Source organism: Nocardiopsis sp. NPDC006832 (assembly GCF_040635885.1).
Taxonomy (GTDB): domain Bacteria; phylum Actinomycetota; class Actinomycetes; order Streptosporangiales; family Streptosporangiaceae; genus Nocardiopsis.
The window spans coordinates 169,457-193,355 of the sequence record NZ_JBEYLC010000001.1; the positions used below are offsets into that span (position 1 = coordinate 169,457).

At 69.6% G+C, this 23,899-nt stretch carries 22 protein-coding genes; 10 read left to right on the forward strand and 12 right to left on the reverse strand.

Annotated features, from left to right (window positions below; genetic code table 11):
• Positions 1 to 81: 81 nt before the first annotated feature.
• Positions 82 to 2,709, reverse strand: coding sequence for a bifunctional FO biosynthesis protein CofGH (locus ABZ717_RS00700; protein WP_358503369.1), 2,628 nt, complete (start codon positions 2,707 to 2,709; stop codon positions 82 to 84).
• A gap of 216 nt (positions 2,710 to 2,925) precedes the next feature.
• Here ABZ717_RS00700 and ABZ717_RS00705 point away from each other — a divergent pair, with 216 nt between their 5' ends.
• Positions 2,926 to 3,873: a lysylphosphatidylglycerol synthase domain-containing protein gene (locus ABZ717_RS00705; RefSeq protein WP_358503372.1), complete on the forward strand. Its 948-nt coding sequence runs from the start codon at positions 2,926 to 2,928 to the stop codon at positions 3,871 to 3,873.
• Positions 3,874 to 4,078: 205 nt separating this feature from the next.
• Here the strand turns inward: ABZ717_RS00705 and ABZ717_RS00710 are convergent, their stop codons facing one another.
• From ABZ717_RS00710 to ABZ717_RS00720, 3 genes are all read right to left on the reverse strand, one after another.
• Positions 4,079 to 5,917: a pentapeptide repeat-containing protein gene (locus ABZ717_RS00710; protein ID WP_358503375.1), complete on the reverse strand. Its 1,839-nt coding sequence runs from the start codon at positions 5,915 to 5,917 to the stop codon at positions 4,079 to 4,081.
• Positions 5,918 to 6,115: 198 nt separating this feature from the next.
• Positions 6,116 to 6,535 carry a hypothetical protein gene (locus ABZ717_RS00715; protein WP_358503378.1) on the reverse strand — a complete coding sequence of 140 codons (420 nt, stop codon included), beginning with the start codon at positions 6,533 to 6,535 and terminating at the stop codon, positions 6,116 to 6,118.
• 120 nt (positions 6,536 to 6,655) lie between these two features.
• Complete coding sequence (locus ABZ717_RS00720; protein WP_358503381.1) at positions 6,656 to 7,231, reverse strand: ATP-binding protein; 576 nt, start codon at positions 7,229 to 7,231, stop codon at positions 6,656 to 6,658.
• 270 nt (positions 7,232 to 7,501) lie between these two features.
• On the opposite strand from ABZ717_RS00720, the gene ABZ717_RS00725 reads away from it, so the two are divergent.
• Complete coding sequence (locus tag ABZ717_RS00725; RefSeq protein ID WP_358503383.1) at positions 7,502 to 8,362, forward strand: helix-turn-helix transcriptional regulator; 861 nt, start codon at positions 7,502 to 7,504, stop codon at positions 8,360 to 8,362.
• Positions 8,359 to 8,613: a DUF397 domain-containing protein gene (locus ABZ717_RS00730; RefSeq protein ID WP_358503386.1), complete on the forward strand. Its 255-nt coding sequence runs from the start codon at positions 8,359 to 8,361 to the stop codon at positions 8,611 to 8,613. Before ABZ717_RS00725 ends, ABZ717_RS00730 begins: the two co-directional genes overlap by 4 nt.
• Positions 8,614 to 8,783: 170 nt before the next feature.
• Here ABZ717_RS00730 and ABZ717_RS00735 read toward each other — a convergent pair whose 3' ends face one another.
• The 3 genes from ABZ717_RS00735 to ABZ717_RS00745 form a co-directional block, all read right to left on the reverse strand.
• Positions 8,784 to 9,902 carry a glycosyltransferase family 4 protein gene (locus ABZ717_RS00735; RefSeq protein ID WP_358503389.1) on the reverse strand — a complete coding sequence of 373 codons (1,119 nt, stop codon included), beginning with the start codon at positions 9,900 to 9,902 and terminating at the stop codon, positions 8,784 to 8,786.
• The gene (locus ABZ717_RS00740) at positions 9,899 to 10,834 is read right to left on the reverse strand and encodes a glycosyltransferase family 2 protein (protein WP_358503391.1); all 936 of its coding nucleotides are present in this window, start codon (positions 10,832 to 10,834) and stop codon (positions 9,899 to 9,901) included. Before ABZ717_RS00740 ends, ABZ717_RS00735 begins: the two co-directional genes overlap by 4 nt.
• Positions 10,835 to 10,913: 79 nt before the next feature.
• Positions 10,914 to 12,959 (reverse strand): hypothetical protein, encoded by a 2,046-nt coding sequence (locus ABZ717_RS00745; protein ID WP_358503394.1) that lies wholly within the window; start codon positions 12,957 to 12,959, stop codon positions 10,914 to 10,916.
• 126 nt (positions 12,960 to 13,085) lie between these two features.
• On the opposite strand from ABZ717_RS00745, the gene ABZ717_RS00750 reads away from it, so the two are divergent.
• Complete coding sequence (locus ABZ717_RS00750) at positions 13,086 to 13,886, forward strand: TIGR03089 family protein (RefSeq protein ID WP_358503397.1); 801 nt, start codon at positions 13,086 to 13,088, stop codon at positions 13,884 to 13,886.
• Positions 13,887 to 13,904: 18 nt separating this feature from the next.
• On the opposite strand, the gene ABZ717_RS00755 is transcribed toward ABZ717_RS00750, so the two are convergent.
• The 3 genes from ABZ717_RS00755 to ABZ717_RS00765 all read right to left on the reverse strand — a co-directional run bounded on the left by ABZ717_RS00755 (position 13,905) and on the right by ABZ717_RS00765 (position 16,381).
• Complete coding sequence (locus ABZ717_RS00755; protein WP_358503400.1) at positions 13,905 to 14,069, reverse strand: hypothetical protein; 165 nt, start codon at positions 14,067 to 14,069, stop codon at positions 13,905 to 13,907.
• 206 nt (positions 14,070 to 14,275) lie between these two features.
• On the reverse strand, positions 14,276 to 15,490 hold the full coding sequence (locus ABZ717_RS00760) for an amidohydrolase (RefSeq protein ID WP_358503403.1): 1,215 nt from the start codon (positions 15,488 to 15,490) through the stop codon (positions 14,276 to 14,278).
• Positions 15,491 to 15,568: 78 nt separating this feature from the next.
• Complete coding sequence (locus ABZ717_RS00765) at positions 15,569 to 16,381, reverse strand: helix-turn-helix transcriptional regulator (RefSeq protein ID WP_358503406.1); 813 nt, start codon at positions 16,379 to 16,381, stop codon at positions 15,569 to 15,571.
• A 211-nt stretch (positions 16,382 to 16,592) separates the two neighbouring features.
• On the opposite strand from ABZ717_RS00765, the gene ABZ717_RS00770 reads away from it, so the two are divergent.
• A complete protein-coding gene (locus tag ABZ717_RS00770; RefSeq protein WP_358503409.1) occupies positions 16,593 to 17,048 on the forward strand; it encodes a PLD nuclease N-terminal domain-containing protein in 456 nt (151 codons plus the stop codon).
• Between the two features lie 107 nt (positions 17,049 to 17,155).
• Positions 17,156 to 17,821, forward strand: coding sequence for a peptidylprolyl isomerase (locus ABZ717_RS00775; protein WP_358503412.1), 666 nt, complete (start codon positions 17,156 to 17,158; stop codon positions 17,819 to 17,821).
• Positions 17,822 to 17,968: 147 nt separating this feature from the next.
• On the opposite strand, the gene ABZ717_RS00780 is transcribed toward ABZ717_RS00775, so the two are convergent.
• The gene (locus tag ABZ717_RS00780) at positions 17,969 to 19,141 is read right to left on the reverse strand and encodes a cysteine desulfurase family protein (RefSeq protein WP_358503415.1); all 1,173 of its coding nucleotides are present in this window, start codon (positions 19,139 to 19,141) and stop codon (positions 17,969 to 17,971) included.
• A gap of 122 nt (positions 19,142 to 19,263) precedes the next feature.
• On the opposite strand from ABZ717_RS00780, the gene aroA reads away from it, so the two are divergent.
• Positions 19,264 to 20,592 carry a 3-phosphoshikimate 1-carboxyvinyltransferase gene (aroA, locus tag ABZ717_RS00785; RefSeq protein ID WP_358503418.1) on the forward strand — a complete coding sequence of 443 codons (1,329 nt, stop codon included), beginning with the start codon at positions 19,264 to 19,266 and terminating at the stop codon, positions 20,590 to 20,592.
• The gene (rsgA, locus tag ABZ717_RS00790; RefSeq protein ID WP_358503421.1) at positions 20,589 to 21,617 is read left to right on the forward strand and encodes a ribosome small subunit-dependent GTPase A; all 1,029 of its coding nucleotides are present in this window, start codon (positions 20,589 to 20,591) and stop codon (positions 21,615 to 21,617) included. The genes aroA and rsgA overlap by 4 nt, the downstream gene beginning before the upstream one ends.
• 61 nt (positions 21,618 to 21,678) lie before the next feature.
• Here rsgA and ABZ717_RS00795 read toward each other — a convergent pair whose 3' ends face one another.
• Positions 21,679 to 22,266, reverse strand: coding sequence for a TetR family transcriptional regulator (locus ABZ717_RS00795; RefSeq protein ID WP_358503424.1), 588 nt, complete (start codon positions 22,264 to 22,266; stop codon positions 21,679 to 21,681).
• 138 nt (positions 22,267 to 22,404) lie between these two features.
• On the opposite strand from ABZ717_RS00795, the gene hisN reads away from it, so the two are divergent.
• Both hisN and ABZ717_RS00805 read left to right on the forward strand, forming a co-directional pair.
• Positions 22,405 to 23,211, forward strand: a complete 807-nt coding sequence (hisN, locus tag ABZ717_RS00800) for a histidinol-phosphatase (RefSeq protein WP_358503427.1) — start codon at positions 22,405 to 22,407, stop codon at positions 23,209 to 23,211.
• 49 nt (positions 23,212 to 23,260) lie between these two features.
• Positions 23,261 to 23,785, forward strand: a complete 525-nt coding sequence (locus ABZ717_RS00805) for a hypothetical protein (protein ID WP_358503430.1) — start codon at positions 23,261 to 23,263, stop codon at positions 23,783 to 23,785.
• Positions 23,786 to 23,899 lie beyond the last annotated feature (114 nt).

The window sequence follows — 23,899 nt, forward strand, 5'->3', positions numbered from 1 at the left end:
CCGAACCTCCCCTCGCCGGGCCGCACCCCACAAGGGGCGGGACGCCATCACCGGCGTCCCGCCCTTCGGGTTCGGGGCCCCTCAGACCACGGGCAGGTTGGGGCGCAGGATGCTCGGGGCGACGCCGTCGCTGTCCTCGGCCACCCTCTGGCGTTCTTCCGGGACCGGGCCGTAGGTGGTGGTGCGCTGGCGAACGGGACGGCCCGTCGGCCCCACCAGGGCCTTGATGTCGCTGATCGTCTTGTACGAACCCTGGCCCGAGCCCGCCATCCGGCTGATGGTCTCCTCCATGAGGGTGCCGCCCACGTCGTTGACACCGCCCTGGAGCAGCTGCCGGAAGGTGCCCTCGGCGAGCTTGACCCAGGAACCCTGGATGTTGTCGATCTGTCCGTGCAGCAACAGCCGCGCCAGGGCGTGCACCGCCCGGTTCTCGCGCACGGTGGGACCGGTACGGGCCAGCCCGGCCAGGTAGATCGGAGCGCTGGTGTGCACGAACGGCAACAGGACGAACTCGGTGAAACCGGGCCGTCCGTTGCGCTCACGGGACCGTTCCTGGAGGGAGCGCAGCAGCTTGATGTGCGCCACCCAGTGGTGCGGGGAGTCCACGTGTCCGTACATCATCGTGGACGTCGTGGGGATCCCCAGGTCGTGCGCGTTGGTGATGACGTCGACCCACTCCGAGGCGGGCAGCTTGCCCTTGGTGAGGACCCACCGGATCTCGTCGTCGAGAATCTCCGCGGCGGTACCGGGGATGGAGCCCAGACCGGACTCGCGGGCGCGGGTCAGCCAGTCCCGGATCGACATGTTCGTGCGGGCGGCGCCGTTGACGACCTCCATCGGGCTGAACGCGTGGACGTGCATGTCCGGAACGCGTTCGCGCACGGCCGCGGCGATGTCGAAGTAGGCGGTGCCGGGCAGGTCCGGGTGGATACCGCCCTGCATGCACACCTCGGTGGCTCCCGCCTTCCACGCCTCCTCCGCGCGGTCGGCGACCTGGTCCAGGGAGAGCGTGTAGGCGTCCGCGTCGGTGCGGCGCTGGGCGAAGGCGCAGAACCGGCAGCCGGTGTAGCAGACGTTGGTGAAGTTGATGTTCCTGGTGACGACGTAGGTGACGTCGTCACCGACGGTGTCGCGGCGGACCCGGTCGGCCAGACCGGTGAAGGCCTCCAGGGCGTCGCCGTCGGCGTGCAGCAGGGCGAGCGCCTCGGCGTCGCTCAGCCCGGCGGGGTCGCGTTCGGCGCTGCGCAGGGCGGCGGCGATCTCGGGGTCCGTCCGCCGGGGCACCGCGCCTTGGCGGTCGACGACGGGGGTGAGTTCGTCCCAGTCCCCGTAGACCGCGTCGAAGTCACTCCGCCGGTCCTCGGTACGGCCCTCGGTGTCGATGTCGGTGTGCAGGTCGGTGCGACCCGAGGAGACCATGACCGCCTCGGGTTCCTGCCAGGGGCGGCCCACCAGGGGCGCGTCCTCGCGAGCCAGGCCGGTCGCGGGGTCCACCAGGGCGTCGACGTGCGCGCGCACCCGCGGGTCGATCCAGGGTTCGCCGGCCCGGATGTACTCGGGGTAGACGGTGAGGCGCTCGCGCAGCGTGAAGCCCTGGGCCGCGGTACGGGCGGCGAGGTCGTCGATCTGGGGCCAGGGGCGTTCGGGGTTGACGTGGTCGGCGGTGAGCGGGGAGACCCCGCCCCAGTCGTCGATGCCCGCGCGGATCATCAGCGCGTACTCGTCCACGCTCCCGTCCTCCGCGCCGATGAGGTTGGGCGGTGCCTGGATGTGCGCCTTGGGTCCCATGACCAGGCGGGTGACGGCGATGGTGGCGGCCATCTCCTCCCGCTCGGCGTCGGGCCGGTGCATCATCGCGGTGTCCGGCTTGGCGCGGAAGTTCTGCACGATGATCTCCTGGAGACCGCCGTAGCGGCGGGAGACCCCGCGCATCGCGAAGATCGAGTGCGCCCGGTCGGCGAGCGTCTCGCCGATGCCCAACAGCAGGCCGGTGGTGAAGGGGACGCTGGAGCGACCGGCGTCCTCCAGGGCGCGCAACCGGACGGCCGGGTCCTTGTCGGGGCTGCCGTAGTGGGGTTGGCCCTTCTCCTCGAACAGACGCCGAGAGGTGGTCTCCAACATCATGCCCATCGAGGGCGAGACCGGCTTGAGGCGTTGGAAGTCCGACCAGGTGAGCACCCCGGGGTTGAGGTGCGGCAGCAGGCCCGTCTCCTCCAGGATCATGATCGCCATGGCGCGCACGTACGAGAGGGTGTCGTCGTAGCCGCGCGAGTCGAGCCACTCGGCGGCCTGCTTCCACCGGTCCTCGGGGCGGTCGCCCAGGGTGATGAGGACTTCCTTGCAGCCCATCTCGGCGCCCTTGCGAGCGATCTCCAGGACCTCGTCCGGGGACATGTAGGGGGATTCGAGCCGACCGGGGACCGTGACGAAGGTGCAGTAGTGGCAGCGGTCCCGACACAGTCGGGTCAGTGGCACGAAGACCTTGCGGCTGTAGGTGATGACGTTTCCGCGCCCGGAGGCCTCCAGGCCGGCGTCGCGTACCCGTCCGGCGTGGTCGAGGAGGAGGTCGAGGTCTTCGCCACGGGCGTGCAGGAGGATCTCGGCTTCGGTGGGGTCCAGGGTCTTGCCGTCACGCGCTCGGGCCAGCGCCCTGCGCATGGCGGACGCCGTGGGCGTGGGAATGGGCTCCGGGTCGTTCGCACCGCTCATACCGGCCCACCCTACGCGTCGGTCTTTCACGGATCCTGGCCGCCACCCGACCATTCGGTATGGCCGGAAATGTTGGCGGTGTGATTCACGGGTCCTCAACCGGGATGATCTTGCTCGTAGCGCCCATTTGGGCGCCCAAATGGGCGCTACGAGCAAGATCACGCGGGACAGGCCCGAGTCGGTGAACCTAGGGGGTCACCGCATTAGGCTGGCCGGGTGCTGACTCGGCTTCGACGTAACACGTGGGTGCGCCTCACCCTGCTACTGGTGGTGTGCGCCTGCGCGGGCGTGGCCGTGCACGCGAACTGGAATCAGGCGCGCGAGGCCGTGGCCGAACTCCCCCTATGGGTACTGCCGACCGCCGTCCTGGCCGGGATGCTGGGGTTGGCCGCGCAGATGCTGGCCTGGCGTTCGCTCCTGGCCGGGCTGGGTTCACCACTGCCACGTACGGTGGCCGCACGCGTGATGTTCGTCGGTCAGCTCGGCAAGTACCTGCCGGGTTCGGTGTGGGCCTTCGTCGCCCAGGTGGAACTGGCCCGGGACTGGAACGTGCCCCGCTCACGTGGTGCGGCGGCCACCCTGGTGGCGATCGCGGTGACGGTGGCGGTGAGTCTGGCCGTGGCGGCGGTGGCGCTGCCACTGTCATCGGCGGAGGCGGCCCGCCGCTGGTGGTGGGCGCTGGCCGCCGCCCCGGTGTTGCTCGCCTGCCTGCACCCACGGGTGTTGGGGTGGGGCATCGGGCTGGCCGCACGGCCCTTCGCCCGCTTCCGAGAGGTGGCCGAGGCCGGTCCACTGCGGATCAGCGGGGGCGCCGTGGCCGCCTCGGTGGGGTGGACCCTGGTGGCGTGGGTGCCCTTGGGCGCGCACGTGTGGCTTCTGACCTGGGCGGTGGGTGGGAACGCCCTGGCCTCGATCGGTCCGGCGGTGGGCGCCTACGCGCTGGCCTGGACCCTGGGTCTGCTGGTGGTGTTCGCCCCGGCCGGGCTCGGGGTGCGCGAGGTGGTGTTGGTGGTCGCGCTGGCCCCGGTGGTGGACGCGGGCGCGGCCCTGGTGGTGGCGGTGTTGTCCCGCCTGGTGATGACCGTGGCGGATGTGGGCTGGGCGGGTCTGTCGTTGTTGCTGTCCCGCTCCTCGATCCGACCAGCCGCGCACGACCCGGCCTGACCGGGTCGAGTCCCGTCACCGTCGCACACCCTCACCCTCCTTGTGCCAGTTAATGAAGTTCATGCTCTTGTGCCCCACTTACAGGTCGTCGCAGTCGAAGGCCGCTGGAGAAGTCGACCCGGTCGACTCAATGGCATGAGCAGGGCCCATGGCGAGGGGCGGGCCATCCACGTGCCGAGGATGAAGCAGCTGCTCCTTCCGTGCATCAGCGTTCGGGTCCGCAGGCCGGGTCCTCTGAGCCGATCTCGGCCTCCGTCCGGCCCGGTTCCCATGATCGGGGTAGTAGGACTCCACGTGGTTCTCCCTGGTCGATGGCTGCCCGAAGCGTGTCAGGGCAATCCCCTGACGCATCAAGAAAGATGACCTCCCCACCAACGAACTCAGCCCCGGTGAAGTCCACCTCCGCCTCGGTGAAGCGAGCCTGGAAGAAGGACACGTCCGCCCCGGTGAAGCGAGCCTGGAAGAAGCCCACCGCCCCGCCGGCGAACTCAGCAGTGCCGAAGTAGGCCTCCCCGTCGGCGAGTTCGGCTCCAGTGAAACCCACCTCCGCCCCGGTGAAGCGCGCCTGGAAGAAGTTCACCTCCCCGCCGGTGAAGCGAACCTCAGCGAAGTCCACCCGCCCGCCTGCAAGTTCGGCTCCAGCGAAGTCCACCTCCCCACTAGCGAACTCGGCTCCGGCGAAGTCCACCTCCCCACCAGCAAACTCGATGTCCGTGAAGTCCACGTTGCCACCGGTCAGGCGAGCCTGAGAGAAGACAACATGCCCGTCGGTGAAGCGAGCTTTGGTGAAGTCCACCCGCCCGCCGGCGAACTCGGCCTTGGTGAAGTCCACCTGCCCACCGGCAATCTCGGCCTTGGTGAAGTCCACCCGCCCGCCAGTGACGCGGGCCTGGGAGAAGTCCACATGCCCGCCGACGAAGCGAGCCTCGGGGAAGTCCAGACCACCATCGGCGATCTCGGTTTCGCTAAAAAGAACCTGGCTACCTGTGAACTCCGACTCGAAAAAGGACACCATCGTGCCCTTGAACACGCTGTCGAGGAAAAAGACCTTTCCGCCGGTGAATCGGGTCTTCCAGAAGAGCACCTCGCCCCCGGTGAAGTGGACATCCGTGAAGAGCGCATCCCCGCCGGTGAACTCGGCCTCGGTGAAGTCCACGAACCCGCCGGTGAAGTGGGCCCTACGCAGGTCGCAGCCGTCGAAGACGACACCGGTGAAGTCGTAGTCCTTACCGCGCCAGCGGGTGGGGCCGCGCAGTCGCTGGCCGATGATGCGGAGGATGGTGTGGCGCACCTCGCGCGAGGCGGCGAACTCCAGCTCACGCTCGCGGTGCTCCTCCCTCCGTGCCGTGGAGGCGTTCTTGGCCGGTGCCCGAGGGGCCGAGGTATAGGGCATGCGCAGGTAGGCGCACAACACGTCGATGACCATCTGCACCAGATCCTCACGCCCCTCGGGGGCCTCATCGGCCAGCCGGGCCAGGGCGTGCACGCCGGCCAGTCGCACTGCGGCGTGGTCACTGCCGAGCTTGTCGCTGGCGCTGTCGAAGGTGTCGGTGAACAGCTTCGCGACCTCACGTGCGGCTGCCTGTTCGGCGCGTTCGGCATCGGCTTCGGTCGTGCGCTGACGTCGGTAGTGGATCGCCAGCAGCGCGACACCGCCCAGGCCGGCAACGATGGCGAAGGACCGGGTCGCGATCGCGTCCAAGGCGCGCGGGGGCAGAACGGCGGGAACGTCGAGTCCAGGGGTGCCCAGGATGAGCCAGACAAGCAGCACCATCGCTGCCACTGCCCCGATGGCCACCGCCCATGCGGCGAGGATCAGCCACCACAGCCGGACCGAGGCCGACTGTTGGGGGCGGATGAGCACCGCGGCGATCCCCAGTGCGGCCACCAGGCCCGTACCAAGAAGGATGCTCCTGAGGGGCAGGCCTGGAGGAAACAGGCCCAGCAGGAAGGTGAACAGGGGCCAAGAGGTAGCGGCAAGGGCGGGCAGCGCCACGGCGGCCAAGGCGATGCCGACCCACTGTCGGGGGGTGGGTGAACGCATGGCGGTCACGGTAGACCGCCCGGCGCCGGGGCGAGCTCGGGTTGCCGATTCCGGCCAACATCGGGTGCCGACAACGAACGTGGCAACAGGCGCGAACCGCTCAGTGGGCGAAGGCGCCGGGCCTGGCGCGGTCTTGGTCGGACAGTTCCGACCAAGACCGCACTCTTTGACGGTTTGGGGGTGATGATCGGGGGCCGCTCAGGCCATGGCCGGAACGCGGGGGCTGCCGAGGTTCCGGGCCCAGGGCCGTATGGCGGGCCGGTCGGTGTGCGGCCACAGTTTCAGGAGGAGTTCGTCCACGTCGCGGGCTTCGACCAGGCCGGAGGGGGTGGCGATCCAGAACGACTGGGTGGCCTCACCGAAATAGATGAGCAGGTGGCGGTTTCGGGCTTGGGCCTGGGCGGCCTGGGCGTGTTCGCGGGAGAACTCGGAGCGGTGTCCACCCAGGCGGGGCAGGGTGCGGGCGCGCTGGGTCCGGCAGGTGCGATGGTCACAGGACGCACAGACCGGACCGGTGGTGGGGGCCGAACGCGGCGGGGCCGGGGTGAAGGTCGTGCCGCTGGTGTGGGTGGGGCGAGTGTCCACGGGGCGACGCGGCGCGGGGATAGGGTGGTTCATCAGATCCTCGTTTTCCTTACAAATGAACTGGTTTGGTTGTTCGGGGGTTCAGGGCCCGGAAGAGCGTTGGCGCGCTCTCCTGGGCCCGTCTCATGTCATCGACGTGACAGAGCGTGGAGTTCAGTTGAGGGCGGCGGTGTTCCATCCGCTGCGGGTCAGGTCGTAGGCCAGGTACAGCCACACGGTGCGGTACTCGGCGTTGCCGTTGTCGCCCCATGAGGTGGCCAAGGCGTCGATCATCGCCAAACCGCGCCCGGACTCGGCTCCCAGGTTCAGCCCGTCCGGGGCCGGGACGAGGCGGGTGTTGCGGGTGTGTAGTCCGCCCCGGTCGTGGCAGCTCAGGTGGAGTCCTTCCTTGTCGCGGTGCACCCGCAGGGTGTAGTTGCCACCCGGGAGTCCGGAGAGACTGTGCCGGAGCGCGTTATTGGCCAGCTCGCTGCCCAGCAGGGTGAACAGGTAGCGGTAGTCGCCCGTTTCGGTGGCCGCGCACGTGTCCAGGAACGCGCGGACCAGGGGCATCAGGGCGGGGACTCCAGCGAAGTCGTAGCTGCGCGCTCGGTAGTTGGGGCGCTCGGGCAGGCCGGAGAAGTAGTGGCGTTGGAAGGGCCGGATGAAGCTGGCCAACGGCACCGTGGCCTCGCCCTGAACCGGGACGGGGACAGGGCCAGGGGCGGGCGCGAAGGCGTTTTCGGGCATGACGAACACACTCCTTGACATGGGTCACCGGACTTCAAAGCGTCGGCTCTACGGACACGAAACCTCCGCACCATCCGCCCTGTGTTGCTCAGCGGACAACCGGCGCCTCAGACTCTTGAGAGTCATGATTGATTTTCAATATAGAATCTCAAACAGCTTCCCGCCAGCGATTCACCAACCTGGCCATCCAGGTTTCTCGAAGCTTCCACACCGGGCAGCCGACCCAACTAACGTTCGAACGGCTGACTTCAGACAGACAGGGTGGTGCAAATGGGATCAAGTCCGACAGTGTGGCGACGTTGGCTTGCCCACGAGCTAAAACGTCTCAGGGTGGAGGCCGGACTCAGCCGCAAAGACGTCGCCGCGGAGCTTCGCTGCACCCAAGGGAAGCTGCACTACATCGAGACCGCAATGGTCCCACCACGCGCCCGGGACCTGGAAGAAATCCTCTTCGACCTCTACCAGATTCCCGAGGAACGCCGTGATCACTACCTTCAAGCAGCTCGCAACGCGCGCAAACGAGGCTGGTGGGAGAAGCAGGACGACAGCGTCACCCTGCCGAAATGGTTCTCTTTGTACCTCGGTCTTGAGCAAGGTGCCTCAGAGATCTATACCTGGGAGACTCAGCTGATCCCGGGCCTACTTCAGACCAGGGAGTACGCATACACCGTTATCAACGGGGCGATCGCGGAACAGGGATCTGACGAAGTCGAGAAGTTGGTCGACGTGCGCATAGCCAGGCAGAACATCCTGTCTGGGGAAGAGGCCATCCGGCTCTGGGCTGTCATCGACGAGACAACTCTTCTCCGCGAGGTCGGAGGTCGATCAGTCATGCATGATCAGATTGACCACATCCTCAACCTGAGTTCCCATCCACGCATCACCATCCAGCTCTTGCCACAACCAAGTGGAACTCACGCTGGCATGCTGGGAAGCTTCTCCATCCTAGGGTTCCCAGCTTCCACGGATCCTGGTCTCATCTACCTCGAATACCGCACTGGAGCGATGTACCTTGAGCAACCCTCAGAGATCAAGAACCATCAGATAGCTTTCGAACACCTTCGGATGGCCGCGCTCAAACCTGAACCCTCACGTTCAAGGATGAAGGAGATCATGGAGAACCTGCGATGAATCAAGAATCGCTGGAGTTGAACTGGCATAAAAGCAGCTATAGCGGTGAGACAGGTGGAAACTGCGTGGAGGTAGCGCACATCCCCACCAGCTTCCGGAAGAGCAGCCACAGCGGTGCCGGCGAAGACTGCGTCGAGGTCGCCGAACTCCCCAGAGGCGCGGCCATCCGTGACTCGAAGCACCCCGATGCCGGACACTTCCCCTTCCCCGTCTCCGAGTGGACCGGCTTCCTCAGAAGCGCTCTCCGCTAACCGACCCCGGCCAGAACCCCGCCTGCGGTGGGCCCTCACCCACCGCAGGCGTCTCCCACACGACTGACTCTTGAGGACTTCCAACTCGGGCCCCGGGCCGCTGTCCGCTCCCGGGCTCCAACTGAGAGCGCCGAACGCGGGACGGGGAGGCAACGGCCTCCCCTCCGTGGTCAGGCTCCTAGGAGACGGTCGGTGTAGTCCTTCCAGAACGGGGCGGCCTCCACCGGGCGCACGCCCGCGCGCAGACGCTCGGGAACCCCCGGGCGGTAGAAGTCGGCCAAAGCCCGAGCCAGGTCGGTGACGTCGCCGGGTTCGCACAGCATCCCGTCCACCCCCTCGCGCACGTGGTCGGCGAGGGCGCCCGCACGGGTGGCGATCACCGGTAGACCGTGCTCGTGGGCCAGCCACACGTTCTGACTGGCGGTGGCGGAACGGTACGGCAACACCATGGCGTCGGCGGCGGCGAACAACTCGGGGAGTTCCTCGGCGGGCACGTAGCCCTCGCGGAAGCGCACCCGATCGGCCACCCCGAGACGACGGGCCAACGCGGTCAGGTCGGCGGATCCTCCCCAGAACTCTCCGGCCACGGTCAGGGTGACGTCGCCCGGCGCACCCTCGGCCAGCGCCCGCAGCAACACGTCCACGCCCTTGTAGGGGCGCACGATCCCGAGGAAGAGCAGGTGGCGCCGCTCCCCCGGCTCCGGCGCGGAACGCGCGCCGGTGTCGGGCAGGTGCGGGGGCATCGGCGCGACCACCGGCCGACGACGCTCGGAACCGAGCAGCCCTTCGGCCAGGCGGGCCTGTTCGGTCGAGTGGGTGAGCACCCCATCGGCGCGGCGCAGCAGGGCGCGGACCAGGGAGACGTCCACGGCCCGGCGTTCGTGCGGCAGGACGTTGTGGCACAGGACCACCACACGGGTTCGCTCGCGCCCTCGGCTCGGGCGCGACGACCGCAGTCCGGCCAGGATCCCCAGGTAGGCGGGGACCTGGACCGGTGAGAACAGGGTGAGCACCACCAGGTCCTCGGTGCGGGCCAGCCGCCGACCCGTCGCGAACCAACCGTCGGGCCGGTACCAGGCCAGGTCGTGCCGGGTGTCGGGGAAGGGCTCGCCCTCGGGGTCGGCGACGGTCTGTTCACCCGGGTACAGGGCGGCCGGATACTGGGCCAGCCAGGACTCGATCCGGACCCGGTGCCCTTGGGCGGCCAGGCGGTGGGCGAGTTCGGTGGTGTGCCGGGCGCCACCGCCCTTGTACGGGTGGGCGGGCCCCACGAGCGCGATCCGTCTCACGAGTGCTCCCTGGAGCGCACGATGAGGTCGGCCAGCAGCGCGATGGCCGTGAGGAGCAGCCCCGTCATGAGGATGAAGACCGTGTTGCTCGGCAGGTAGAACAGGTTCCGCACCTGGTCGAAGACCAGCTTGGCGGCGCCGATGCCGAGCAGCCACAGGGCGGGCGGCATCAGGACCTTGAGCGGGTTGAAGTACATGACCATGCGCAGCACCTGGAGGATGTACCGGTAGGCGTCGCTCACGAAGTGGAACTTGGAGGTTCCGGCGCGCTTGGCGTACTCGATGGGCACGTACCTGAGCTGGTGCTGGTTGGACAGGAACGCCAGCGTGATGGTGGTGACGCAGGAGAACCCGGGCGGCAGCAGACGCAGGTAGGGGCGGGCGACGTCCCGGCGGAACACCCGGAGCCCGGAGTTGAGGTCGGGGATGGGGGTGTTGGTGAGGCGTTCGGCGATCTTGCGGATCACCCACTTGGCGGGGACCCGCAGGGCCTTGTGGGTGCCCATCTCCTGGGTGCGCGCGCCGACGACCTGGTCGATCTCGGGGTCGGCTTCGAGCATGGCCACCAGTTCGGGGATGCGCTCGTTGGGGTAGCTCATGTCGGCGTCGGTCCACACCACGAACTCGCCGCGGGCCCGTTGGCTGCCGATCCGTCTGACGGTGCCGGCCCCTCCGTTGTGTCCGAAGGCCACCACCCGCATGTGCGGGAAGAGGTGTTCCACCTCGCGCAGGCGGTCCAGGGTGCCGTCGGCGGAGGCGTCGTCCACGGCGATCAGTTCGTACCCGTACCCGGAGGTGTCCATGGCCGAGCAGATCCGCTTGACCTCGTCGACGACGTGGTCCTCCTCGTTGAAACAGGGCAGGACGATGGTGACCCGGACGGGAGGTTCGTCGGCGCGCTCGCGCGGTTGTTCGGTGTCGGCGTGACTCATCGTGTTCTTCTCGACGGAGCGGGTTTGTCGGAAACGGCGGGCGACGGTTCGGAGCACCGCGGTGGGGGCCGGTCCCGCCTCATTCGGGGGGTTCTGGGACGACCGTCCAGACACTGCCGCGGAAATCCCAGGAACCGGTGGGGGGTTCCATGAGCGTACTCGGGTCCATGTCGGCGACGACGTAGAAGTCGCGTTCGGCCTCGTCGGCGTCGGTGACCTCGTCCAGTTGGTTCCACTCCGGCGCGGCGAGCACGGGGGTGCGGTCCCGTTCGTAGACGGCGCCCACCACCCGGTCCACCGATTCCTCGTCGGGCGCGTCCATGGCCGCGGTGGGCGCCCCGCACACGTTGCGGAGCAACGGCATGTAGGCGCCCGCCATCCCCGAGTCCACCACGATGACCGAGGCGTCCTCCGGTAGTGACGCGCACAGGCGTTCGGTCGCCGCGACCGTTCCGATGTCCTGCCGGTACCCCATGATCCCCGCCGCGGAGGTGACCAGGGTGGGACCGAGCATGGCGACGGCCGCCCCCGCGGCCACCACCGCCGGTAGCGAGCGGGCGAGCGGGCCGCCGCGGCCGTACCGGACGGACCGTTCGCAGTAGCGGGTGAGCCAGGCCAGGAACCACAGCGCGAACAGGATGAAGGCCGGGATGACCAGCACGATCAGTCGGCGGCTGGCCCAGGGGTGGTCCGGTGTGATGGCCGGCCGCAGCAGGGTCGTGGCGACCGTCCACACGAGCAGCATCGCGGGCAACAACCACTGTGTGTCGCGACGGAGCGTGAGTCGGCGCAGCACCAGGGCGACCCCGAGGGCCGCGAACATGACGGTGCCCAGCCCCACGTACCAACCCACCCAGTACAGGCTCATGTCGTAGTAGGTGCGACTGCCCTCGATCGGCAGCCCCTCCGTCTGCTGGACCGCGGCGACCCACTGGTCGGTGAAGTCACTGCCGTGGCCGTAGTCCGGCCACAGCAACGGGCGGATCGCGAAACCCACCATGACGAGGATCGCGAGCACGCCGACCGCGTTCGGCAGCCACCGGACCCGTTCGGTGTGCGGTAGTCCGTACCGCCAGAGCGCGGCGGTGAGGACGACGGTGATGAAGATGACGACCGCGCTGATGAGCAGCAGCGGGTTCATCGAATCCGACAGGTACTCCAGGTAGGGCAGCGAGTAGCCGTACCCCGCGACCAACCCGTAGACCACGCCCACGACGAGCCCGCCGAGCAGGGGCAGGGCCTGACCGCGCCGGGCCACCAGGAAGAGTCCGACGAATCCGATCACCGGCAACAGGTCGCGGATGGCGTCGATGCGCACCAACACCCCGAGACCGAGCACCACCCCGGCGATCGCGGCGAGCGTGTGGCCCGCTCCCCACCCGTCGGTGAGGGCGCGCCTTCGGCTCAGGGCGTCGAACGCGATGATCAGGCCGCCCAGAAGCAGGATCTGGGCGAGCGGCTCGCTGTAGGTGAACCTGCTGACCCACTGTTGGGGCAGGCAGACCGCCAGCACCAGCGCGGCCAGGGGCGCCCAACGCGCCCCGACCAGGCGGGCGGTGAGCCCGGCGAAGGTGAGGACCCCGAGCGCGCCGAGGATGGGGGTGGCGACGAGCATGCCGTCGAGCCCGCCCAGCCAGTAGCCGATCGACAGCACCAGGGGGGCGCCCGCCATGAACTGTGGCCAGATGACGTCGTCGCGCTCGTAATGGGCCAGGCTCCGGTAGTTGAGCGCCGGATCGTCACCGGCTATGAGTTCGCGCTGCTGCGGGATGGGCAGGAACCCGTTCTCCGCGATCCACGACGTGTACATGGCGTAGGAGGCGGGATCACGGCGAATGACCAACGCCTCGGCGTGGTAGGCGATCTGGACCACGGCGAAGGCGACCGTGATGAGCAGCACCGCCACCACCGGCCACCACGAGAGGTGGTCCTCGTCGAGGTCGGGGATCAGGCGGGGCGACAGCGCGCAGGCCACCAACACCGCGGGCGCCCCCAGAAGGAGCCCGAGCAGCGGAGTGAACCAGCCCGCGACCAGCAAGGGGAAGGCTACGAGGAGCCAGGCCGAGAGGGCGATCGCGGGGAGCGCGGTCACACGGGCGAGGAACCGTCCGGGAAGCAAGCGCATGGGGCAACTCTGGCACTTCCGGCACCGGTACGCACACCGGCACCGCCCGCACGCCCTCTTCCCGACGGGGCCGTGGCACCGGCCACGGTCGTCCTCCGCTCCCCCGGGGCTCCTACCATGAGGGCCATGTCCGATTCTCCCGCGCCGCTGTGGCGCGCTCTCGTCTCAGCCGATCCCGCCCGCCCGTTCGTGACCTCCTACGACGATCTCGGGGACCGGGTGGAACTGTCCCGGGCCACCCTGGACAACTGGGTCTCCAAGACCTCGAACATGCTGGTGGACGGCTTCGGCACCCAGCCCGGCGACCGGGTTGCGGTGGCTCTGCCGCCGCACTGGCAGTCGTTGGCGTGGCTGCTGTCCTGCTGGTCGGTGGGCGCGTCCGCGGTACTGGACGGTTCGGGTGACGTGGCCCCGAACACCGAGGTGTCGGTGGCCGGCCCCGACCGGCTGACGGCGGCTCAGGACAGCGGCGCGGAGGAGGTCGTGGGCACCTCCCTCGATTCCTTGGGGATGCCACTCAAGGAGGTGCCCGCGATGGTCACCGACTACACCGTGGAGGTCCGCGGGCACGGCGACCACTTCCAGCCCTATCCCGTCGACGCCGGCGAGACCGCGCTGGAGGTGGGCGAGCGCGCGCTGACCGGCGCCGAGGTGGTTGCCGCCGGCCGGGCCCGCGCCGAGGCCTGGGGGCTGGCCGAGGGCGACCGGCTGGCCGTGGTGGTCGCCTCCGACGCCCCGTTGACGGCCCTGGGCGAGGACCTGTCGGTGCTCACCGCCGCGATCGTCTCCGGTGTTCCGCTGGTGTTGACCCCCGCCCCGGCCGCCGGCGAGGAGGAGCGATTCCTCAAGCGGTTGGGGACCGAACGGGTGAGCGTGGTGTACGGATGGGTTCCCGAGGGCGACGCGCCCTTCCGACGGGTGGACTGAGCGGACGACTCCGAGGGTTCACACCACGAGGTCATGGTCGGGGTCTCGGCCCTTGGCGCGTTCGCGGTCGCCGCGTTCCTTGTCGGCACGGGCGGCCTCACGGGCCGCCCGTTCCTCGCGGGCGATCCGCTCCATCTCGGCGCGGTACTGATCGGCGGCCTGGGCGCTGTGGTCGGGGTGCATGGGGTTCTCCGGGGGTTCACCGGCCGGGGGCCGTTCCCCCGGCTGATCCCAGACTCGGTCTAAGGACCCCCGCGGCACATCGGAAGACCTCATCGAAGCGCGAGGCCGCGGCCCCCTTAGACGGGTCGGCCGCGGCCTCGCGGATGCCTCAGATCGCCCGTTCCCTCCTTAGACGAAGGAGCGCGCGGCGCGGGTGACGCCGGTGCTCAGGGCTCCCGGTAGTAGGGGTCCAGGGCGATGCCCTCGCGACGTTCCCGGTCGTAGGTGTACACCTGGCGACCGCTCACGAACACGCGCAGGGCACGGCTCATGATGTCGAGCGGGTCGCCGGACCAGACCACCACGTCGGCGTCCAGACCGGGCTTGAGGGAACCCACACGGTCGTCCAGGCCCATGATCTCGGCGGGGTTGATGGTCAGGGCGCGGATCGCGGAGTCTCGGTCCATCCCCTCCTTCACGCACAGGATCGCCTGGTAGACGAGGAACTCCACCGGGATGACCGGGGCGTCGGTGGTGAGGGCGACCTTGACGCCGGCGCGGTCCAGGATGCCGGGGTTGGCCAGGGTCCGGTTGCCGACCTCCACCTTGGAACGGGAGGTCATCAGCGGGCCGGTGATGACGGGGATGTCGCGCGCGGCGATCTCGTCGGCCAGCAGGTGGCCCTCGGTGCAGTGGTTGATGATGAGCCGGTAGCCGAACTCGTCCGCCAGACGCATCGCGGTGTGCATGTCGTCGGCGCGGTGCACGTGCTGGCACCAGGGCACCTCGCCGTCCAGCACCTGGACCAGGGTCTCCAACGTGTTGTCGCGGTCGAAGGGCTTGCCCTCCTCGTTGGCGTGGTCGCGCTTGGCCTTGTAGTCCTGGGCCTTGGTGAAGGCGTCGCGGATGACCGCGGCCACGCCCTGCCGGGTGGAGGGGAGTGAGTCCTTGTTGCCGTAGACGCGCTTGGGGTTCTCTCCCAGGGCGCTCTTGACGCTGGCGGGTTCCTTGAGCAGACGGTCCTCGACGCTGCGACCCCACATCTTGATGGCGACGGTGCGGCCGCCGATGGGGTTACCCGAGCCGGGCTTGATCACGGAGCTGGTGACACCGCCCGACAGCGCGTCGACGAACCCCTGGTCGGCGGGGTTGATGGCGTCGATGGCACGCATGCGGGCGCCGTTGGGGTCGGTCATCTCGTTGGTGTCGTCACCGGCCCAGCCGATGGTCTCCTCGTGGATGCCGACGTGCCCGTGCGCCTCGACGAAGCCGGGCAGGACCCACTGGCCCGCGGCGTCGACGACCTCGGCCCCCTCGGGGACGGCGATCTCGTCCGCCGTCCCCACCGCGGTGATGCGACCGTCGGAGATCAGGACCGTCCCGCCCTCGATGGGGTCCCCCGCGACGGGCACGACGTATCCGGAAGTGATAGCGATATCCATGGCCGGCAACCTAGCCCATGCCCGGGTACGCACCCAAGACCATTACCGCACCGATCATCCAACGACCCGCTCGTGGGATCATCCCTCGGGCCGGCGAGCGGTGAGCAGTTCGGAGTCGGGGGTGAGCTCGACGCTCGCCTCCTCGATGGAGTCGCGCACCTTCCGGCAGTGTCCGACGTCCTCACTGTCGCCGGTGAGATCACCGCCCTGGGTGGCGAAGGCGTAGACCATGCTGGGCCGGTCGGCGAACTCCATGATCCGGAACGCGCCACCCAGCCCCGGGTGGTACGGGGTGTCCTCGGGGATGGTCGCGAGGTCGACGATGCCCGCCTCGACCAGGTCGGCGAGGAAGTCGCGTTGACCGTTGAGGACCGCCGCCCCGCCCTGGGGCCGACGCAGCACCGATTCGTTGACGACCACCCGCAACGCCGGACCCTCGGGACCGGTCATCGCCGCGCGGTAGGCCATCTCCTCGTCCACCATGGCCTCGATGTCGTCCGGCTCCAGGTCGGAGTGCCGCGGGCCCAGCACCGCCCGCGAGTATTCACGGGTACGTAGGAACACCGGAACGGTCATGGGCTGGTGTTCCCACAACCGCGCGGCGTGGGTGCCGAGTTCCCTCATGTCGCCGAACTCGTTGGGGAAGGCCTCCGCCTGCAACGCGATGGCCCAGGCGTCGAGTAGTTGGTGCTCGGTGCCCAGGGCGGTGTCGACCCGTTCGACCAGGGAACGGGCCGGTCTGCAATGCGCGTCCTCCACCTCGCGGAGCTTGTCGTCGGTGACCCCGACGCTCCTGGCGAGCTCGCTGCGTGAAAGCCCTCGGGCGGAGCGGGCACGTAGGATCCGAGCCCCGAAGGGGAGCCACATCGCCGACGGCAACGTCGAATTCATGCCCATGACCTCTCCCGATTCTGCCGACACCTCTGGGGGCCTGGAGTGACGTACCCTCGTTGCGACGCCCCAGCCCCCGGGCTTCGACCTTCTCTTGCCCCCGGGTGGCCGGTCAAGCGACTCGACGGGTGCGGCCATCCGTGACAAGTCAACACAAAGTCCGCGATGTCGTTCTTCCCCTGTCGAGTGTTTCCCCCGATTGGAAGGTCTGTTGGTCTACCTCGCCCTCATCGCCACGGTCCTGTCACTGGTGTTCTGGGTCTACGTGCTCTTCGACGTCATCGGTTCCGAAGCGGAAAGGGTCCGCCTCCTGCCCAAGCCCGCTTGGGCGGTGATCGTCCTGTTACTGCCGAAGATCGGCGCCGCGGCGTGGTTCCTCCTGGGCCGCCCTCGCCGTGAACGAACGTCCGTCGAGGGTCCGGTGGGGCCGCCCTCGCCGTTCCCCGAGTACGACCACCCGAGCAGGGCACGCGCCTCCACCACCGAGGAGGACGAGGCGTTCCTGCGGCAGTGCCGCGAGCGGGCCGAGGAGCAGCGCGCTCGGGCCAGGGAGTCGCAGGCCCGCGAGGAACGCGAACGCCTCGAACGGCGGCGGGAGCAGCGGGAGGAAGGCCTTGAACAGGGCGAACGCGACGCCGACGAGGACCCGACGGAGTCCTCGCCCTGAGCGCCACGGGGGGTTCGGACGGATAGGTCCCGAACATCTGGGCCGTCCGAATTCGCAGTACGCTGAAGCCGCCCCGCCGCGAACCTGACCTTCCGGAAGTGAACCCGATGAACCGCTTGACTCTGCCGGTATCGATCCTCGCCTGCACCGCCTTGTTCGCCACCGCGGCCTGCCAGTCCGAGGAACCCGCACCGGAGACCGACTCCCCGTCCCCCGAAGCCTCGGAGGAATCCCCGCTGCCCGCCGAGGTGGACATCACCGGGGTGGAGGGCGCGACCCTGCACACCAGCGAGGGCGACATCGCACTGGAGCTGCTGCCCGACGACGCCCCCATCACCGTCGCCAACTTCGTCGGCCTGGCCGAGGGCGGTCTCGCTACCAACCCGGAGACGGGCGAGGAGCGGTTCTACGACGGGACGATCTTCCACCGGATCATTCCGGACTTCATGCTCCAGGGCGGAGACCCGGAGGGCACCGGCCGCGGCGGACCCGGCTACCAGTTCCCCGACGAGTTCGACTCCGGTCTGACCTTCGACGAACCGGGCATGCTGGCCATGGCCAACTCGGGGCCGGCCACCAACGGCTCCCAGTTCTTCATCACGGTCGAGCCGACCCCGCACCTGAACAACATGCACACGATCTTCGGCAAGGTCGCCGACGAGGAGTCGATGGAGATCGTGGACGCGATCTCCGCCGTGGAGACCGACGCCAACGACAAGCCGAACAGCGACGTCGTGCTGGAGTCGGTCACCATCGACCGCGCCGACGACTGACGCCGCGGCGAACACCCGGTGGCGTCGGACGAAGGTTCGACGAACGTCCAGGGGTGGTGGGACGGGGTCCCGCCACCCCTTTTCGTGTTTCGTGTGCGGCCCGCCTCGCGTATGCGGTCCGTCACGGTCGGGCCGTTCGGGGGTGGGTCAGCGGCGGCGCTTGGCGCGGGCGGCACGAGCGCGCTCGACCGCCGGGCCGATCTCCGCGACCAGCCGTGCCACGTCCTGCGTGGTGGAGGTCCGCCCCAGGGACAGGCGCAGGCTGCTCAGCGCCATCTCGGTGTCGGCCCCGGTGGCCAACAACACGTGACTGGGCTGGGCGACCCCCGCCGAACAGGCCGAACCCGTCGAGCAGGAGACGCCTCGGGCGTCGAGGAGCATCAACAGGGCGTCGCCCTCACAGCCGGGGAAGGACAGGTGGGCGATGCCGGGCAACCGCCGGTCGGTGTCGCCGTTGACCACCACGTCCGGGACGGCCGCGCGGACGCCGGCCTCCAGTTCGTCGCGCAGGGACGCCAGGTGTTTGGCGTGCTCCCTGCGCTCGGAGACCGCCAAGCCCACCGCGGTCGCCAGACCACGGGTGAGCGGTGCGGCCAGGGTGCCGGAACGGATGTCGCGTTCCTGACCGCCACCGTGCAGGACCGGGGTCGGGGTCAGGCCTCGTGCCAGGACCAGGGCACCGGCGCCCACCGGGCCACCGAGCTTGTGGCCGCTCAGGGTCAGCGCGCTCACCCCGCTGCCGGCGAAGTCCACGTCCTCCACGCCCACGGCCTGGACCGCGTCGGTGTGAAAGGGGACACCGAACTCGGCGGCGACCGCGGCCAGTTCCCGAACCGGCTGCAGGGTGCCGATCTCGTTGTTGGCCCACATCACCGACACCACGGCCACCGATCCGGGGTCGCGTTCGATGGCGGCGCGCAGCGTGCTCGGGCTCACCCGGCCGACCGCGTCCACCGGAAGTTCCTCGTACACGGCGCCCTGGTGGTCGGCCATCCACCGGGCCGGATCGAGGGCGGCGTGGTGTTCCACGGCGCTGACCAGGAGCCGGGTGCGTGCGGGGTCCTCGGCGTTACGGGCCCAATACAGGCCCTTGATGGCGATGTTGTTCGACTCGGTACCGCCGGCGGTGAAGACGACCTCGTGCGGGGTCGCGCCGACCGCCGCCGCGATCGACTCGCGCGCCTCCTCCACCGTTCGGCGGGCGGCACGGCCGTGTCCGTGCAGGGAGGACGGGTTACCGAGGGCACCGAGCTGCGCCGAGATCTCGGCGATCACCTCGGGGCGGACGTCGGTCGTGGCTGCGTGATCCAGATACACCATGGCGCGATCAAGGATACGTGGGACGTTCCGGCCTCCCGTCCGTGGTCGGCCCGCCGCCCCGGTCGTCCACAGGCCGGACGAGTGATCCTCCAGGTCGGGCCCCGGACCGATAACCTTGGACCATGCCTGATTCCGCGTCCACGCCGTCCCACCGGAACGACACCCCCATCGGGGAGCACTGGCCCGCGCCCACCGCGGGCGCCCCGCTGCACGCCCGGATCCGCCTGCCCGGATCCAAGTCCATCACCAACCGGGCCCTGGTCATCGCGGCCCTGTCGGAGGAGCCGTGCCTGGTGCGCGCCCCCCTGGTGAGCCGGGACAGCGAACTCATGGTGGGCGCGCTGCGGGCGCTGGGCGTCACCGTGACCGAGGTGCCCTCGAACGATCCGGCCACACCGGACCTGTCCATCACCCCCGCCCCGCTGCGCGGCCCGGCCACGGTGGACGTGGGCAACGCGGGCACGGTCATGCGCTTCGTGCCACCCCTGGCGGCCCTGGCCTCGGGGGACGTACGTTTCGACGGCGATCCACGGGCCCGTGAACGGCCGGTGGGCGAACTCCTCGGCGCCCTGCGCGCGCTGGGGGCCGACGTCGACGACGAGGGGCGCGGCGCGTTCCCGCTGACCATCCACGGCACCGGTTCCGTGCGTGGTGGCGAGGTCGTACTGGACGCCTCGGGTTCCTCCCAGTTCGTGTCCGCGCTGCTGCTCGGCGGCGCCCGCTTCACCGAGGGGATCCACCTGCGCCATCAGGGCCCGCCGATGCCCTCCCAGCCGCACGTGGACATGACGATCGAGATGCTGCGCGCCGCCGGGGCCGAGATCACCACCGGGAAGAACTCCTGGAAGGTGGCCCCCGGCCCGCTGCGCGCCACCGAGATCACCGTCGACCCGGACCTGTCCAACGCCGCTCCCTTCCTCGCCGCGGCCCTGGTCTCCAAGGGCGAGGTGACCGTCGACGGGTGGCCGGAGCACACCACCCAGGCCGGTGACGCCCTGCGCGGGTTGCTCACCAGGATGGGCGGCGAGGTCTCCCGTACCGCCGATGGCGGCTTGACCGTGCGCGGAACCGGGGCGATCCACGGCATCACCGCCGACCTGCACGACGTCGGTGAACTCAGCCCCACCATCGCCGTGCTGGCCGCCCTGGCCGACTCCCCGTCCCGACTGACCGGTATCGCCCACCTGCGCCGGCACGAGACCGACCGCATCGCGGCCCTGGCCACCGAGATCAACCGGCTCGGTGGGGACGCCGAGGAGCTGCCCGACGGGCTGGTGATCCGCCCACGTCCGTTGCACGGCGGGGTGTTCCACTCCTACGACGACCACCGGATGGCCACGTCCGGAGCGGTGATCGGGCTGGCGGTGCCCGGGGTGGAGGTGGAGAACATCGCCACCACCCGCAAGACCATCCCCGATTTCCCGGGACTGTGGTCCGAGGTCCTGTCTTGAGTCGCACACGAGGCGGAGGACGTCACCTCGACGAGGACGACATCCGGGTGCGCGCCCGGGGTGGGTCCAGACCCCGTACCAGCAAGCGGCCCAAGCACGAGAACGCCCGGGAGGGACTGGTCACCGCCGTGGACCGGGGCCGGTACCGCTGTCTGGTGGACCGGGTGCCCGTGGTGGCGATGAAGGCCCGCGAGTTGGGCCGGGGCTCCATCGTGGTCGGCGACAGGGTGGACCTGGTCGGCGACCTGTCCGGCAGGCCCGACACCCTGGCCCGGGTGGTCCGGGTTCGCGAACGTGAGTCCGTGCTCAGGCGCACCGCCGACGACACCGATCCGGTGGAGCGGGTGATCGTGGCCAACGCCGACCAGCTCGCCATCGTGTGCGCGCTGGCCGACCCCGCGCCGCAACCGCGCTTCGTGGACCGGTGCCTGGTGGCCGCCTACGACGCCGGGCTGGAACCCCTGCTGTGCCTGACCAAGGCCGACCTGGCCTCCCCCGACGAGATGCTCGGCGTCTACGAACCCCTCGGGCTGCCCTACGAGGTACTGGGCCCGGACCAGGATCCGAGCGGGCTCCGCGCACGCCTGGCCGGGCGGACCACCGTGTTCGTGGGTTCGTCCGGGGTGGGCAAGTCCACCCTGGTCAACCGGCTGGTCCCGAGCGCCGAACGGGCCGTCGGGCACGTCAACGCGGTCACCGGACGCGGTCGTCACACGTCCACTTCGGCCTCGGCCCTGGAGTTCGAGGGCGGCTGGCTGATCGACACCCCGGGGGTGCGCAGCTTCGGGTTGGCGCACATCGACCCGGACGACATCGTCGCGGGCTTCCACGACCTCGACGAGTTCGCCGTGGACTGCCCACCGGAGTGCACCCACCAAGAGGACGCGCCCGGCTGCGCCATCTCCGCGGCCCTGGAGCGGGGCGAGATCGACACGGACCGGGTGGCCTCGTTGCGTCGGCTGTTGAGCAGCCGCGAGGGCGAGGACGACACCGAACCCGCCGCCCCGGCCGATCCGCGCTCCTGATCGTCCGGCCCGGCCACACCGGTCGGCGCGAAGCGGGTCCGGGTGCCCTGGCCGCCCCTCCTCAGCGTTCCACCGAGAGCATGCCGTGGACGACCATCTCGACACGGCGCGCGGCGCGGTCGGGGTCGATGGGCTGCAGCGAGTAGGAGACGATCAGCCTCAGGGTGACGTCGGCCACCGCCTCGGTGACCGACGGCTCGGCGGTCGGGCAGCGCTCCCGCAGCGTCCGGAAGATCCGTTCCCCGAGGAGGTCCATGAGGGGCTCGGCCCGGGTGGTCAGCACGGGGAGCAGTTCGTCGTCGCCGGTGACCACGGACCGCAACAGCGGGTTGTCCCTGGCCGCCAGCAGGACCATGCGGGTGGTACGGCTGACGGCGTGCGCGGGGTCGTGCCCCTCGGCTTCCAGCACCCGGACGACCTCGTCCAGGAGTGTGTTCACCTCGCGCACCACCACCGTCTGGAGCAGTCCCTCCTTGCTGCCGAACACGTTGTAGAGGGTCTGTCTGGACACACCGGCGGCCGTGGCGATGTCGACCATCCGACGCTCACCCCAGTGGCCGGCGAGCACCTCGGCGTAGGCCGCGTCCAGCAGCCGTTCGCGCGCGCCGGTGCTCACCCCACCGCGTCTGTCTCCGCTCACGGTTTCCATGCCCCCATCCTCGCAGCCGCCCGGATACCGCTTCCGCGATAAGGGTGCTCTCTCCTCGACCCACGTCCCCTAACACTCTGATCACGTGCGGGTGCCGCTTTGGCCATGTTCGTGCCCGGGACGGTAGCGTTACCGGCCATGGTGTCCTTTGACGATGATCTGCGGCTGGCCCACGTGCTCGCCGACTCCGCCGACGACATCGCGATGAAGCATTTCCGCGCGCTGGATCTGGTCGTCGAGACCAAACCGGACCTCACTCCGGTCACCGAGGCCGACCGCACCGTCGAAGAGACACTGCGCAGTGTGCTCTCTCGTGCGCGCCCCCGGGACGCGGTGGTCGGCGAGGAGTACGGCAAGAGCGGGAACAGCAACCGGGTGTGGGTCATCGACCCCATCGACGGCACCAAGAACTACGTTCGGGGCGTCCCGGTGTGGGCGACCCTCATCGCCCTGTTGGAGGGCGACCGGCCGGTGGTCGGCCTGATCTCCGCACCGGCCCTGCACCGCCGTTGGTGGGCCTCCAAGGGAGGTGGCACCTGGTCCGGCCGCAGTCTGTCCAAGGCCTCGCGCTGTCAGGTCTCCAAGGTGAGCGAGCTGTCGGACGCCTCGTTCAGCTACTCGTCGCTGACCGGCTGGGAGGAACAGGGCCGTCTGGAGTCGTTCCTCGGTCTGACCCGTTCGGTCTGGCGGACCCGCGCCTACGGTGACTTCTGGTCGCACGTGATGGTCGCGGAGGGCACCGTGGACATCGCCGCCGAACCCGAACTGTCGCTGTGGGACGCCGCTCCGCTGCCGATCATCCTGGAGGAGGCCGGTGGGCGCGCCACCGACCTGCGCGGTGAGGGCTTCGTCGACGGCGGCCCCCTGGTGTGCAGCAACGGTGTGCTCCACGACCAGGCGCTGACCTGGCTCAACGGCGGACCCACCCCACTGCGCCACCACTGAGGACACGTTCCGCACACAAATGAACACGTTACGTAGTAGCGTGCGCTGTGTGCTGACCACGACAACCCATCCACGGCGCGCGATCGTGCTCTGCGGGGCGGTCCTCCTCCTGGCCACCGCCTGCGGCACCGACGGCCACGGTCACAGCCCCCGGCAGCTCAGCGAGATGATCGCCGAGAGCGTGCGCGACTCCGCCGACACCGGCCTGCCGGGGCTCGGTACGTCCGGTTCCCTCTACGACCCGGACGACTTCGCGTGCGCCCCCGCGGTGGACCCCCGGGTCGCTGGGGACTGGCGCAGCCAGGCCCCTCGCGTCGCCCTCGAAGCCGGAGAGCCCGCCGAGATCGGCCTGTCCGACGCCGCCGGCGGCCCCGCCCGGAGCGTCGTCGCGACCGTGACCACCCCCGACGGCGAGACCGCCTCCGCCGAGATCGACCTCGGTCGGGACGAGTGGGCCTCCCTGGTCTTCCCCAACGACTTCGACGCCGGCCCCACCACGAGCGGTGCGCACACCGTGCTGTGGACCGACGACGCCGGCGACCCCATTACGTGCGACGGTTTCGAGGTCGACTGAGACCCGCCCTCACTCTCGGTGGCCGGATCCGGCCGGCCGAAAAAGCTCTCGATGTGAACCGAGAACCCCCTTCCCCGCGATGAGTCTGTTGACGGCCCGCCCTCTCGGGCCGCC